Genomic DNA, 13672 nt, shown 5'->3' with positions numbered 1-13672 from the left:
GGCGGCTCAGCGCAGCGCCTCGGCCACCTCCCGGGCCGCCTCGACCACCCGCGGCCCGATCCGCTCCGCGACGGTGTCGGCGAGCATCACCACGCCGACGCTGCCCTCTATCCCGCTGACCCCGATCAGCGGCGCCGCGGCACCGCTGGCGCCGGCCTCCAACTCGCCGTGGGTCAGGGCCAGTCCGCCGTCGTGGAGGCGGCCCTGCCGGGCCTTGAGGATCGCCCGCCCGGCCGCCCCGCGGTCCAGCGGGTGCCGGAAGCCGGCGCGGTAGGCGACGTGGTAGTCGGTCCAGGTCGGCTCGACGACCGCGACCGCCAGCGCCTCGGTGCCGTCGACGAGCGTGAGGTGGGCGGTGGCGCCGATGTCCTCGGCGAGCGAGCGCAGCGCGGGCAGCGCGGCCTCTCTGACCAGCGGGTGGACCTGGCGGCCCAGCCGCAGCACGCCGAGGCCCACCCGGGCCCGGCCGCCGGTGTCCCGGCGCACCAGAGCGTGCTGCTCCAGCGTCGCCAGCAGGCGGTAGACCACGGTGCGGTTGACGCCGAGCTTGTGCGACAGCTCGGTGACGGTCAGCCCGTGGTCGGTGTCGGCGAGCAGTTTGAGGACGCGGAGTCCCCGGTCGAGCGTCTGGGAGGTCTCTGCGGTCACGACGCCCCCTCCTGGAGTGAGTGGCGGCGTCCGACGCGGCGCGCTGCTCGTCCCGGAACAGCGCCCAAGAAGCCGCCGGCCGCTGTGCACCGGCTGCGCTCCGCGGCGGCGCTGCCACGGGGCGTGTGCGTGACCGGGACAGTAGCGAGCGACTCCGGTCAGCGGAAGAGTCCGTCCAGAATCCGGGCTGTCGCGCCCGGAAGATCCACAACTGTCCGTACCGTGGTTCGCTCCGGCGGGGGTCCGGGGCCCCCGCCGTGCTCGCGCGGTGACCCGGCGGGGGCGCCGGCCGGACCGCTCCGCCCCGCACTCCCCGCACGGCGCCCCCGCGAAACCCTCACACCACCTCCACAGGCGGCGCTCAGCGCATCCGGGTCGCCCACTCCCGGACCTTCTTGATCCGCTCGGTGAGCTGGCCGGCCGTCGCCTCCGCGCTCGGCGGACCGCCGCACACCCGGCGCAGCTCGGTGTGGATCACCCCGTGCGGTTTGCCGCTCTGGTGCACATAGGCGCCCACCAGCGTGTTCAGCTGCTTCCGCAGCTCCAGCAGCTCCTTGTGCGTGACCACCGGCCGCCGCTCGGCGGGCAGCTCCAGCAGATCGGCCTCGGTGTCCGGCTTCTTGCGGCTGTGCGCGATCTGCCGGGCCTGCCGCTTCTGGAGCAGCAGCTGCACCTGGTCGGGCTCCAGCAGCCCGGGGATGCCGAGGTAGTCCTGCTCCTCCTCGCTGCCCGCGTGCGCCTGCATCCCGAACTCGGCGCCGTCGTAGAGCACCCGGTCGAAGACCGCCTCCGACTCCAGCGCCTCGAAGGAGAACTGCTCCTGCTCGCCGGTGTCCTCGTCCTGCTGCTTGTTCGCCTCCTCCAGCTCCTTCTCGGACTCGGCGTACGGGTCCTCCTCGCCGTCCTTCTTCGGCTTGTCCAGGACGTGGTCGCGCTCGACCTCCATCTCGTTGGCGAAGCCGAGCAGCGACGGCACGGTGGGCAGGAACACCGAGGCGGTCTCGCCCCGCTTGCGGGACCGCACGAAGCGGCCCACCGCCTGGGCGAAGAACAGCGGGGTGGAGATCGTCGTGGCGTACACCCCGACCGCGAGCCGGGGCACGTCGACGCCCTCGGACACCATCCGGACCGCGACCATCCAGCGGTCGTCGGAGTGCGAGAAGTCGTCGATCCGCTGCGAGGCGCCCGCGTCGTCGGACAGCACCAGCGTCGCGCCCTGCCCGGTGATCTCCCGGATCAGCTTGGCGTACGCCCGGGCCTGCTCCTGGTCGGAGGCGATGACCAGGGCACCGGCGTCCGGGATGCCCTTGCGGACCTCGGTCAGCCGCCGGTCGGCGGCGCGCAGCACGTTCGGCATCCACTCGCCGCGCGGGTCCAGCGCGGTGCGCCACGCCTGGGACACCGCGTCCTTGGTCATCGGCTCGCCCAGCCGCGCGGCGATCTCGTCCCCGGCCTTCGTCCGCCAGCGCATGTTCCCGCTGTACGAGAGGAAGATCACCGGGCGGACCACGCCGTCGGCCAGCGCGTTGCCGTAGCCGTAGGTGTAGTCCGCGGACGACCGGCGGATGCCGTCCTGGCCCTCCTCGTAGGCCACGAACGGGATCGGGTTGGTGTCCGAGCGGAACGGCGTACCGGTCAGCGCCAGCCGCCGGGTCGCCGGCTCGAACGCCTCCAGGCACGCCTCGCCCCACGACTTGGAGTCGCCGGCGTGGTGGATCTCGTCGAGGATGACCAGCGTCTTGCGCTGCTCGATGCGGTTGCGGTGCAGCATCGGGCGGACCCCGACACCGGCGTAGGTGATCGCGATGCCGTGGTACTCGCGGCCCAGCGGCCCGGCGCTGTACTCCGGGTCGAGCTTGATGCCGATGCGGGCGGCGGCCTCCGCCCACTGCTTCTTCAGGTGCTCGGTGGGCGCGACCACGGTCACCTGCTGCACGACGTGGTGGTGCAGCAGCCAGGAGGCGAGGGTGAGCGCGAAGGTGGTCTTGCCGGCGCCGGGCGTGGCCACGGCGAGGAAGTCCCTGGGCTGGGTCTGGATGTACCGGTCCATGGCCGCCTGCTGCCAGGCGCGCAGCTTGTTCGCGGTACCCCACGGGGCCCGTCCCGGAAAGGCCGGGGACAGATGATGGCTGTTGGTGGCGCTGGTGGTAGTAGTCACGGTCTCCGTCGGCTGAGGTCGGCGATCGGCAACCGCGTCAGCCTACCGGTGCCGCCCTTTCCGGCCGGGGCGTTACGCCCGCTCCCGCCCGGGGGTGGGAGCGAGGTCACACCCCCGGGCGGGGGCTCACCCCCGCGCCACCGCCGGGCGCCCCGCGGCCGGGCGCCGGGCGCAGCCGCGGGGCCACCGCCGCGCCGAGCACCGCGACCGCCGCCATCGCCGCGAAGACCGCCAGGAACGCCGCCGGGTGGCTCACCGGGGCGGCGCCCGCGGCGGCCGGACCGGCACCGGCCGCCCCGGCCGAGGCGCCGCCGAAGGCCACGAACAGCGCCCCGCCGAGCCCCACGAACGTGACGTTGCCCAGCGCGTCGGACATCTGGAGGGAGGAGGAGTTGCTGCCCGCCTCCTCCGGCCGGGACAGCTTCAGCAGCAGCACCCCGCCGCTGGAGATGTGCAGCCCCATCCCGAAGCCGCCGACCGTCCACGCCGCGGCCACCGTCCAGGCCGGCACCGCGTCGATCAGCACCAGCGGCACCAGCAGGATCGCCACCGCCAGCAGGCCCATGCCCAGGCCCATCAGCCGCTCGCGGTGCGGCTCCAGCCGCGGGCGGCTCTGCACGTACGAGCCGAGCGCCCAGGTCAGGCCGCCGCCGGTGAGCGAGAGCCCGGCGAGGGTGGCGGACAGGCCGCGCTGGGTCACCAGCAGCAGCGGGATGAAGCTCTCGGCGGCGACCAGCGCCCCGGCGGCCAGCCCCCGCATCAGCACCACCGTCGGCAGCCCCCGGCCCGCCCGGAACGTGCCGCGGGGCAGCAGCCGCACGATCGCCGGGCCCAGCAGCGCCAGCCCGGCGGCGGCCGGCAGCAGCGCGGCCGGGTCCGGGTGCCGGCCCGCGTACTGGAGCAGCGAGGCGCCCGCCGCCACCGCCAGCGCCAGCCGGCAGCGGCGGCTGCCCAGGATGCCCCGGACGCCCGCGTCCGGCCCCGGCGCGGTGCGCGGCAGCTTGCGCAGCGCCGGCAGCATCACCCCCAGCGGCAGGAGTATCAGCACGGGGATGGACAGGAACACCCAGCGCCAGCCGAACTGCTCGGTGACCGTCCCGGCCACCAGCGGCCCGACGATCACCGGCACCACCCAGGCCGCCGAGAACGACGCCATCACCGACGCCCGCAGCCGCTCCGGATAGCCGCGGCCGACGACGACGTACAGCGCCACCACCGACAGGCCGCCGCCGAGCCCCTGCACCCCGCGCCCGGCCACGAACACACCCATGGACTGCGCCCCGCCGGCGATCAGCAGTCCGGCCCCGAAAGCGGCGATCCCGGTGAACAGCGGCGCCAGCGGCCCCCGCCGGTCGCTCCACACCCCCGAGAGCGCCATCGCGAACAGGCTGGCGGTGAAGAACGCCGAGAACGCGAAGGCGTAGAGCCCGATCCCGTCCAGCGCGCGGGCGGCGACCGGCATGGCGGTGTTCACCGCACTGGCCTCGAAGGCGATCAGGGAGACGACGGAGATGATGCCCAGGGTCAGCGCGCGGTGCTCGCGGCCCAGCACCCCGGAGCCGCCCGGCGCGGACCCGGGCGGCTCCGGGGTCCTGCCGGGCTCCGGGGCGCCGGGTCCGGCGGTGGTACGGGAGGCGGCGGCCGCGGCCGCGGGGCTCGAAGGGTCAGCGGTCATCGGGCCAGCGTAAGGGCCGCAGCGGGAGTGCGCCCCTGTCCAAAGGCGGGGATCCACTCGGCCGCCGGTCCTACACCGCCCGGTCCCGGCCCGCCCGCCCCGGCACCCGGTGGCCGCGCCCGCTCGGGGCAAGACTGTGGATATGCCGTACTTCCGCAGCTACGACGACGCCGCACTCCACTACCGGGTGCTCGGACCGGCCGGCCCGGACCGGCCGCCCCTGGTCTGCCTGGCCGGCGGCCCGGGCCGGGACGCCGCCTACCTGGGGGACCTGGGCGGCCTGGCCGCGCACCGGCAGCTGATCATCCCCGACAGCCGCGGCACCGGCGCCTCCCCCGCGGCGCCCGACCCCGGCCGGTACGCCTTCCCGCACCTCGCCGAGGACGCCGAGGCGCTCCGCGCCCACCTCGGGCTGGAACGCTTCGCGCTGCTGGCCCACGGCGCCGGGGCCGCCATCGCGCAGGCGTACGCGGCGGCCCGCCCGGAACGGCTGACCCACCTGGTGCTGGTCTGCCCCGGCTCCCGGCTCCAGGGCGAACTGCCCGACGACGCCCGGGAGATCTTCGCCGCCCGCCGGCACGAGGAGTGGTGGCCGCGGGCCGCGGCGGCGGTGCGGCACCTCGCCGAGGTGTCCGACCTCGCCGAGGTGCGCGAACTGCTCCGGGCCGCGGCGCCGATGGCCTACGCCCGCTGGGACGCACCGCAGCGGGCCCACGCCGCCACCGAGGGCGCCCAACTGGGCCCCGTACCGCGGGCGGGCTTCTGGCAGGGCGTGGACGACGGGACCCGGCGGGCGCTGCTGGCCGGGCTGCACCGCGTCACCTGCCCGGTCCTGGTGCTCACCGGCGACCGCGACGCGGTGGCCGGGATGCGCGCGGGCGAGCTGGTGGCCGCCTCCTTCCCCGACGCCCGGGTCCGCCCCCTGCACCTGGTGGGCCACTACCCCTGGGTCGACGAGCCGGACCTCTTCCGCCCCCTCGTCGAGGAATTCCTCCGCCCCTCCTGACCCCCGCCCCCGGCCACGCGGGCTCCCGCCGCCCCTCCCCCCTTTCATGAACCCCGTGTTGCAGCCTCGTGGCAGCCCGCCCCGCGCCCTTGCCCGGCCCCCCACCCCGCGCCCTAGAGTCAGGACAGCACCGCATCCCGGCCGTGTGCCCGAGTGGTTCAGGGGCTCGCCTGCAAAGCGAGTTACGTGGGTTCGAATCCCGCCACGGCCTCCACCCGCCGGACCGGTTACCACGACAGGGCGGCACCCCGAAGGGGTGCCGCCCTTCTGGGCCGCGCGCGAGCAGACGGGCAGGCGGGGCGCTCGGGCCGCCCGTGGGAGGGGCGGCCGCCGTCACCCGCTCGGGGCCGGGGCGCGGCGAAGGGGCCGGCGCGCCGGGACCGCGTCAGTGCTGCGGGACCGGGACCGGCTGGGCGACCGCGGCCTGGGGGCGGATCGGCAGGCGGCCGATCGGGCGGCCGGTGGCCGCGCGGACCGCCGACGCGACCGCGGCCGGTGCCGTCACCACCGGTACCGCGCTGACGGCCTTGGCGCCGAACGGCGCGACCACGTCCCGCTCCTCGACCAGCTTGACGATCCGGATGTCCGGGGCGTCCAGCGCGGTCGGCAGCGGGTAGCCGGTCAGGTCGGGGTGGCGGACCTGGCCGCGGGTGGTCCGGAGGTTCTCCATCAGCGCGGCGCCCAGCCCCTGGGTGACCCCGGCCTCGATCCGGGCCCGCAGCTGGCGCGGGTTGAGGATCCGGCCCACGTCCTGCGCGACGGCCATCTCCACCACCCGGACGGTGCCCAGCTCGATGTCCACGTCGGCGACGCAGCGGATCGCGCAGAAGGCGAGGCCGACGAACGCGTCGCCCTGGCCGGTCTCGTCCAGCGGCTCGGTCGGGTGCGGCCGGCACTGCGCGGTGGCCCACAGCTCCTTGCCGTCCAGCGCCTCGGCGACGGTGGTGCTGAGCACCCCGTCGTAGGAGGTGATCTTGCCGTCGGCGATCTGGAGCAGTTCGGTGGACATCCCGAACTTGTGGGCCAGCGGCTGGAGCAGCTGGGTGCGGACCATCCTGGCGGCCCGCTCCACCGCGCCGCCGGAGACCCAGGTGTGCCGGCCGTGGCAGGCCCGCCCGGCCGGCGGCTGGTCGGTGTCCACGCCCGCGACGTGCACCTCCTCCACCCCCAGCGTCTCCTGGACGATCTGCCGCGCCAGCGTGGCGAACCCCGAACCGGTGTCCACCGCCGCGCAGATGACGGTGGCCACCGATCCGCTGACCTTGACGGTGGCGGTGGAGACCTCGTCGGTGCCCTCCGCGCCGAGCATGTGGACCATGCCCAGGGCGTAGCCCACCCCGCGCCGCACCGCGCCCGGTTCGCCCGCGCCCTCGGGGCCGCCCGGCAGCAGCCACTCCGCCTCGGGGGTGTCCTTGGGCAGCTCCGGCAGCGGCGCCTCGGTGACCGCGCGCAGGAGTTCGGCGACCGGCGCGGGGCAGGTGACGGTCTGCCCGGTGGGCAGCAGGTCGCCGGTGGCCATGACGTTGCGCCGGCGGATCTCGTCCGGCTCCAGGCCCAGCTGGGCGGCGAGCTTGTCCATCTGGCCCTCGTAGGCGGCGCAGACCTGGAGCGCGCCCTCGCCCCGCATGTGCCCGGACGGCGGGTTGTTGGTGCGCACCGCCCAGCCCTCGACGACGGCGTGCGGGACCACGTACGGGCCGCAGGCGAACGAGACGGCGGCGGCCAGCGCCTCCGCGGAGGTGTCCGCGTAGGCCCCGGCGTCCATCAGGATCTGCGCCTCCACCTTGACCAGCCTGCCCTCGGCGTCGGCGTGGTGGCGGTAGCGCAGCAGCGTGGGGTGGCGGTGGGTGTGCGCGAGGAAGGACTCCTCCCGGGTGGCGGCCAGTTTGACCGGGCACCCCGTACGGAGCGCCAGCAGGCCCAGGGACAGCTGGATGCCGGGGTCCTCGCGGTCACCGGTGGCACCGGGCACGCCGGTCACCACGACCTTGACCTGCTCGGGCGCCAGCCCGAAGGAGGCGGCGGCCAGGTCGCGGTCGGCGTGCGGGTCGGTGGAGGCGGTGTAGATCTCCACCCCGCCGTCGGGGCGCGGCACGGCGAGTCCGGCCTCCGCCCCGATGGGCGCCGGGTCCTGACGGCCGATCCGGTAGAACCCCTCGACCATCACCTCGCCGACCGCCTCGGCGTCGCCGAAGCGGAGCGGGATGTGCCGGATGAGGTTGCCGTCCGGGTGCAGCGGCTCGGCCTCGAAGGCCAGCTGGGGGTCGGTGACGGCCTCCAGGACCTCGTACTCCACCACGATGGCGGCGGCGGCCAGCCGGGCGGTGTCGGGGTGGTCGGCGGCGACCGCGGCGATCGGCTCGCCGTGGTGGCGGACCTCGTCCTTGGCGAAGACCGGGCGGTCGGCGGTGCCCCGCCCGTAGCCCCGGTCGCCGGGCACGTCCTCATGGGTGACGACGGCGCGCACCCCGGGCATCTCGGTGGCGTGCCGGGTGTCCACCGAGCGGATCCGCGCCCGGGGGTGCGGGGAGCGCAGCACCGCCGCCCACAGCAGGCCCTCGGCCCACAGGTCGGCGGCGTACGGGAAGGTGCCCTGGGTCTTCGCGGCCGCGTCGGCGGCCGGGAGGGACGCCCCCAGCCCGTGCGTCGGCTCCTCGGGGAGCGGGACGCCCGCCGCGGGCGTCGCGGTGACGGCGGCGCCGTCGGTCGTACCGGTCATGCCGAGACCTCGCTTCGCTCACGCCCGCCCGTGCGGGGCGCGTGCCGGTCGCTGAATCGCTCGCTCATCCGGTGCCCCCCGGCTGCGCGTCGTGGTGGTGCGGTGCCCCGTCCACCGGGTCGGCGGGACCCGCCTGGTGGGGGATGCGGGCGGTGCCGTCGGGCTCCTCCGCGGTGTCCTGCCCGGCGGCCTCGGACCGGGCCCTGACGACCTCGGCGACGGCGTCCAGCACGCCCCGGTAGCCGGAGCAGCGGCAGAGGTTGCCGCAGAGCGCCTTGCGGGTCTCCAGCTCGGTGGGGGCGTGGTTGCCCTCCAGGAGGTCGTGCACGGTCATCGCCATGCCCGGTACGCAGAAGCCGCACTGCACCGCACCGGAGGCGGCGAGCGCCCGCTGCACGTCGGAGGGCACGCCGTCGCGCGCGAGCCCCTCGACGGTGCGTACCTCGCTGCCGGCCGCGGTGGCGGCGGGCACCAGGCAGGACGCGACCAGCCGGCCGTCCACCTGGACCGAGCAGGCCCCGCACTCCCCCTGGGAGCAGCCGTCCTTGGCCCCGGCCAGGCCGAGCCGCTCGCGCAGCACGTACAGCAGCGACTCGCCGATCCAGGCGTCGGTGACCGGCCGGTCGGTGCCGTTGACGCGCAGCACGTAGGAGGCGGCGGGGTGTTCGTCGTGGCTGTCGGGGACGGCGTCGGACGGCGCGTCCCCGGGGTGCGCGGGCTCCGGCCCGGCGGCGGGAGCGACCGGGCCGTCGGACGGCGCGCCGGCCTGCGGCGCCGCACCGGCGGCGGGCACGGCGTCGGCGGGGTGCGGCGCGTCGGCGGGGGTGGCCGGTCCGGCGGCCGCGCCGTGGTCCGTGGCCGGGGACTCCGCGGCCGTACCGGGACCCGCGCCGGGCTCGGCGCCGGACGACGTGCCGGGCTCCGCGCCAGGGGCCGTACCGGGCTCCTCCGGGTGGCCCGCCTCCGCGGCCGGCCCCCCGTCTCCCGACAGCCCCTGGGGCGCGTGCGGTTGGTCCCCCGCGTGCGGTTCGTGGGGGTGCGGTTCTTCGGGCGCGTGCGGTCCGTCCACGGCCCCGGGCACCGCGTCCGCCGCGGACTCCGCCGCGGCCGCGCCCGGAGCCCCGTGCGCCCCGGGCGCCGGGTGCTCGACAGCTTCGGGGTGCTGGGCGGTCTCGGGGTGCTGGGCGGTCTCGGCATGCCGAACGGCCTCCGGGAGCCCGACGGCCCCGGGGTGGTCGCCCGGTGCCGGGTGGGCGCCGGACGCCTGAGGCTCACCGGGCGCCGGGTGTGCGGCGGGCGCCGGGTGGTGCTCGGTGCCCGTCCCGGCCACGGCGGGGAAGCCTCTCCCGTCCGTCCCGGCAGCCCCCACCGCCCCGTCGGCCCCAACGGCCCCAGCGGTCCCGGCAATCCCAGCAGTCCCGTCAGCCCCGGCATCCACCGCTGCCCCGGCCTCCGGAGCGCCGGCACCGGCCTCCGCACCGGCGGTGCCCGTGGCAGCCGCGGCGGTACCGGCGGCCGCCCCCGCGCCGTCGCCCGGGGCCCCGTGGCCGCCGGCCGGGAACGCGTCCACGGCGAACCGGCCCGTCAGGTCCGGCTGTTCGCCCTCCACCACGGGGACCGACCAGCTGTCCGCGCCCCCGGGGGCGGGCACCTCCTGCCCGGTCTCCTGCGCGGCGGGCGGCTCCTCCGGCGCGGCCGGCGGCCACTGGGCCAGCGCGTCGGCGGGCAGCGACCAGTGGCCGGTCGCCCCGGCCGTGCCGGCACCGTGCGCGTACGGGTCGGCGGCGGGCGCCGGGTGGTACGGCTCCGCGGCCGCGCCGCCCGTACCGGCCCCGGGGTCGCCGGCCGGACCGGCGGTGCCGCCGGTGGCGTCGAGGCCGGCGGTGAAGTTCCAGTGGCCGGTGGCGCCGGCCTCCGCGGGGCCGGGCGCGGGCGCGCCGCCCTCGTAGGCCGGGTCGCGGTAGCCGCCGTCCGCGTAGATCGCGGGGCCGCCGGGGCCGCTCGGCCGGTCGTCGCCGACCAGGTACTCGCCGGACTCCTCCAGCGTCTCGTCGGCCGCCGGGACCGTCCACGCACCGGCGGCCGCCTCCGCGCTGCCCGCCACGGGCCAGTGCACCTGCTCGCCGCCCCACGCCCGGCCGCCCTCGGGGGCGTTGGCCTGGTAGCCGGGCACGTCCTGGTGCGGGGCTCCCTGGTGCGGGGCGGCCCCGTGCTGCCCGCCGTGGCCGCCGTAGCCCGCCGCGGGGTCGGCGTAGCCGCCGGACGGGTCGGCGAACGGCATCGTCCACTGCCCGGTGGCGGCCGGGTCGGTGCCCGCGCCCGGTACCGGGGGCGCGGGGTGCTCGGGGAACGAGGCCGGCGGGGTGTAGCCGTGGCCGGGGGCGGCGAGCGGGTCGGCGCCCGGAGTGCCGTAACCGGCGCCGTAGGCCCCGGTGGTGAAGCCTTCCGGGAGCTGGACGAAGGCGGTCGCCTCCGACTCGTACTCGCCACCCTGCGGCAGCGGCTGCCAGCCCTGTTCGGGGTGCGGCTGCTGCGGTCGGCGGTTGTCGGCATCGCTCATGAGAGCGCCCTCCCAAGTGCGCGGCGGGCCAGGGCTGCCACCGTACGGCGCAGGTGCAGCGCGGCCGGCGGCAGGGTCACCGGTTCGGAACCGTCCTGCGGCGGCGCCGGGTCGGGGATGCAGGCGGCGGCCACGTAGTCGCCGAAGGCGGCCAGCGCCTCGGGGACCAGGCCGCGTTCGCCGTCCCAGTCGATGAGCGAGGCCACCCACTGCTCGGCCTCCAGGGGCCGCAGCGGCATCGCGGCGACCGCGCCGACCGCGCAGCGCACCGCGCGCCGCGCCGGGTCCAGGACCAGCGCGACGGAGGCGGTGGCGCGGCCGGGGCCGGTGCGGCCGGTGGCCTTGAGGAAGGTCTGCGGGGCGTGCAGCAGCGGTACCCGGACGAAGCCGACGAGTTCACCGGGGTGCAGCATCTCGCGGCCGGTGAGCAGGTGGCTGACCGGGATCTCCCGGCGGGCGCCCCCGGGGCCGGCGACGATCACCGTGGCCTCCAGGGCGGCCAGCACCGGCAGGGTGTCGCCCGTGGGGGCGCAGGTGACGATGTTGCCGCCGAGGGTCCCGGCGTTGCGGATCTGCGGCGGGCCGGCCGCGCGCGCGGCGGCGGCCAGCCCCGGGATCAGGGCGGCGAAGTCGGGGCGCCCCATCCGGGCGAGGGTGAGGCCGGCGCCGAGCAGGGCGTGGCCGTCGAGGTACTGCCAGCCCCGGATCTCGCTGATCCGGCCGAGGCCCACCAGGCCGGCGGGTCTGAGGAGTCCGGCGTTGACCGCCGCCATGAGGTCCGTGCCGCCCGCGACGGGCACGGCGGCGGGCATGGCGGTCAGCGCCGCCACCGCCTCGTCGAGCGAGGCCGGCAACGTCACCGATTGCGACGCGTGCGGTGCGTGCGTGGTCAACCCAGCTGCCCCTTCCCCGGTGTCCCGGCAGTTCCGCTCCGCCGTACGGTACGTGCTCACGGCCCGGACGTGGCAACTCTGGCACATCTTCGCGGGCCCGGTACGCGAGGGTCCGCGAAGCGGTGCCCGTGGGCGCGGAGGGCGCCGGTCCGGCGGCGGTCCGCCGGTTCCGGTGAACGGGCACCACGGTCCCAGGGACCGGCCGGACGGGCGCCTTCCTTGCGCGGGGGCTCACACGTTTGGGGGCGCCCCGTCGAAGGGGCGTCCGAGGATGCCGGGGCGTTTCTGCCAGGGAAGCGGGCCGCCGGGCGGGCGGTAGCCGACGCCCAGCGCGTCCAGGCGGGCGTAGTGGTCGGCCATCCGGGAGGTGAAGTCCTGGTAGTCGCGGGCGGCCGGGGCGGGCAGGTGGGACCAGGCGACCTCGGCGAACGCGGCCAGCCGCGGGAAGACCTGGTAGTCCAGGCGCTGCTGACCGTCCATCGCCTCGGTCCAGGCGTTGGCCTGGGTGCCCAGCACGTGCGCGGCCTGGTCGTCCGTCAGCTCCGGCGGCACCGGCTCGAAGCGGTAGACGTCCTCCAGGGTGCGGACGTAGCCGATCGGCACCGGCTCGTCGGGCGCGGCGTGCTGACGGTGGTCCAGGTAGACGTGCTGCTCGGGGCACATGACGACGTCGTGCCCGGCCTTGGCCGCGGCGATGCCGCCGGCGTACCCGCGCCAGGAGGAGACCGCCGCGCCCTCCGCCAGGCCGCCTTCGAGGATCTCGTCCCAGCCGATGAGGCGCCGGCCGCGGTCGGCGAGCCAGCGGTCGAAGTGGCGCAGGAACCAGCTCTGGAGGCCGTCCTCACCGTCCAGGCCCAGGGCGGCGATCCGGCCCTGGGCGGTGGGCGAGGCCCGCCACTGCTCCTTGGGGCACTCGTCGCCGCCCAGGTGCACGAAGCGCGAGGGGAAGAGCGCGAGCACCTCGGTGAGGACGGTCTCGTAGAAGCGGAGGGTGGTGTCGGTGGGGGCCAGGACGTGGGGGCTGACGCCCCAGGTGTCCCAGACCTCCAGGGAGGCGGTGTCGACGACGTCGGTGTTGCCCAGCTCCGGGTACGCCGCGATGGCGGCCTGCGAGTGCCCGGGGATGTCGATCTCGGGGACGACGGTGATCTGCCGCTCGGCGGCGTACGCGACGATCTCGCGGAGGTCGTCCTGGGTGTAGTAACCGCCGTGCGGGCGCGGGTCCCACAGCGGCGAGTGGCGGTGGCCGAGCCGGCTGCGCCGGCGCCAGGCGCCGGTCGCGGTCAGCTCCGGGTAGCGCCGGATCTCGATCCGCCAGCCCTGGTCGTCGGTGAGGTGCAGGTGCAGGACGTTCAGCTTGTGGGCGGCGAGCAGGTCGAGGTAGCGCAGGACGCCGTCCTTGGGCAGGAAGTGCCGGGCGACGTCCAGCATCAGACCGCGCCAGCCGAAGCGGGGGGCGTCCTCGATGGTCTGCTCCGGCAGGCGGGCCGCGCGGTCCGGGCCGAGCGGGGCGCGGCGGAAGGCGTCCGGGCCGAGGAGCTGACGGAGCGTCTGCGCGGCCCAGAAGACGCCGGCCGGCCCGCCGCCGGTGAGGCGGACGCCCCAGCGGGCGTCGGCGTCGAGCCGGTAACCCTCCGCCGGGAGGGCCGGGTCGAGGGCGAGCGCGAGGGTGTCCGGTGCGTCGGCGGAGCCGGGCGGCAGCGGCAGGCCGAAGGCGGCGCCGAGCGTGGCGCGCAGCCAGCGGGCGGTGTCCTCGGTGCCGGGGGCGGCGGCCAGCGCGGTCTGCGCACCGAGCCGTACGGTCCTGCGCGGGGTGCCGTCGCCGTCCAGGTCGCGGCTGAGCGGTGCCGGGACCAAGCCCGTGCGGTGAACGGTCTCCAGGTCTGTCACGACCGGAAGTCTTCACCTCCCCGCCGCGCGGGGAAACCCTCTTCCCGCGGTCGTGCCCGCGGTCGCGCCGGGGACGGCGACGGGCCCGGGCCGCTGCGGGACCCGGGCCCGTGCGGGCCTCGG

At 76.8% G+C, this 13672-nt stretch carries 8 protein-coding genes and 1 tRNA gene; 2 read left to right on the top strand and 7 right to left on the bottom strand.

Features of this window, described 5'->3' with window-relative positions; all coding sequences use genetic code 11:
• Positions 1-6: 6 nt before the first annotated feature.
• The 3 genes from MUU72_RS12680 to MUU72_RS12670 form a co-directional block, all read right to left on the bottom strand.
• Positions 7-648: an IclR family transcriptional regulator gene (locus MUU72_RS12680; protein ID WP_248013298.1), complete on the bottom strand. Its 642-nt coding sequence runs from the start codon at positions 646-648 to the stop codon at positions 7-9.
• A 361-nt stretch (positions 649-1009) separates the two neighbouring features.
• Positions 1010-2806 carry a DEAD/DEAH box helicase gene (locus tag MUU72_RS12675; protein ID WP_248013297.1) on the bottom strand — a complete coding sequence of 599 codons (1797 nt, stop codon included), beginning with the start codon at positions 2804-2806 and terminating at the stop codon, positions 1010-1012.
• Positions 2807-2912: 106 nt separating this feature from the next.
• Positions 2913-4481: an MFS transporter gene (locus MUU72_RS12670; RefSeq protein WP_248013296.1), complete on the bottom strand. Its 1569-nt coding sequence runs from the start codon at positions 4479-4481 to the stop codon at positions 2913-2915.
• A gap of 142 nt (positions 4482-4623) precedes the next feature.
• Here MUU72_RS12670 and MUU72_RS12665 point away from each other — a divergent pair, with 142 nt between their 5' ends.
• Positions 4624-5487 (top strand): alpha/beta fold hydrolase, encoded by an 864-nt coding sequence (locus tag MUU72_RS12665; RefSeq protein ID WP_248013295.1) that lies wholly within the window; start codon positions 4624-4626, stop codon positions 5485-5487.
• 139 nt (positions 5488-5626) lie between these two features.
• Positions 5627-5701, top strand: a tRNA-Cys gene (locus tag MUU72_RS12660).
• Between the two features lie 171 nt (positions 5702-5872).
• Here the strand turns inward: MUU72_RS12660 and MUU72_RS12655 are convergent.
• The 4 genes from MUU72_RS12655 to MUU72_RS12630 form a co-directional block, all read right to left on the bottom strand.
• Positions 5873-8206, bottom strand: a complete 2334-nt coding sequence (locus MUU72_RS12655; protein ID WP_248013294.1) for a xanthine dehydrogenase family protein molybdopterin-binding subunit — start codon at positions 8204-8206, stop codon at positions 5873-5875.
• A 64-nt stretch (positions 8207-8270) separates the two neighbouring features.
• Positions 8271-10766 (bottom strand): 2Fe-2S iron-sulfur cluster-binding protein, encoded by a 2496-nt coding sequence (locus MUU72_RS35280; RefSeq protein WP_282504001.1) that lies wholly within the window; start codon positions 10764-10766, stop codon positions 8271-8273.
• Positions 10763-11659: an FAD binding domain-containing protein gene (locus tag MUU72_RS12635; RefSeq protein ID WP_248013293.1), complete on the bottom strand. Its 897-nt coding sequence runs from the start codon at positions 11657-11659 to the stop codon at positions 10763-10765. The genes MUU72_RS35280 and MUU72_RS12635 overlap by 4 nt, the downstream gene beginning before the upstream one ends.
• A gap of 231 nt (positions 11660-11890) precedes the next feature.
• On the bottom strand, positions 11891-13549 hold the full coding sequence (locus MUU72_RS12630; protein ID WP_248013292.1) for a beta-N-acetylhexosaminidase: 1659 nt from the start codon (positions 13547-13549) through the stop codon (positions 11891-11893).
• Positions 13550-13672: the final 123 nt, after the last annotated feature.

The sequence above is a fragment of the Streptomyces rhizoryzae genome (assembly GCF_023155275.1).
GTDB lineage: Bacteria > Actinomycetota > Actinomycetes > Streptomycetales > Streptomycetaceae > Streptomyces > Streptomyces rhizoryzae.
Note: the sequence above shows the minus strand (reverse complement) of the source record. Positions and strands in the feature narration are given on the sequence as shown.

What these genes read in the sequence shown, in the direction of transcription:
- MUU72_RS12670 (WP_248013296.1), bottom strand. Translation starts at nt 4,481, where the DNA reads ATGACCGCTGACCCTTCGAGCCCCGCGGCCGCGGCCGCCGCCTCCCGT.
- MUU72_RS12665 (WP_248013295.1), top strand. Translation starts at nt 4,624, where the DNA reads ATGCCGTACTTCCGCAGCTACGACGACGCCGCACTCCACTACCGGGTG.
- MUU72_RS12655 (WP_248013294.1), bottom strand. Translation starts at nt 8,206, where the DNA reads ATGACCGGTACGACCGACGGCGCCGCCGTCACCGCGACGCCCGCGGCG.
- MUU72_RS35280 (WP_282504001.1), bottom strand. Translation starts at nt 10,766, where the DNA reads ATGAGCGATGCCGACAACCGCCGACCGCAGCAGCCGCACCCCGAACAG.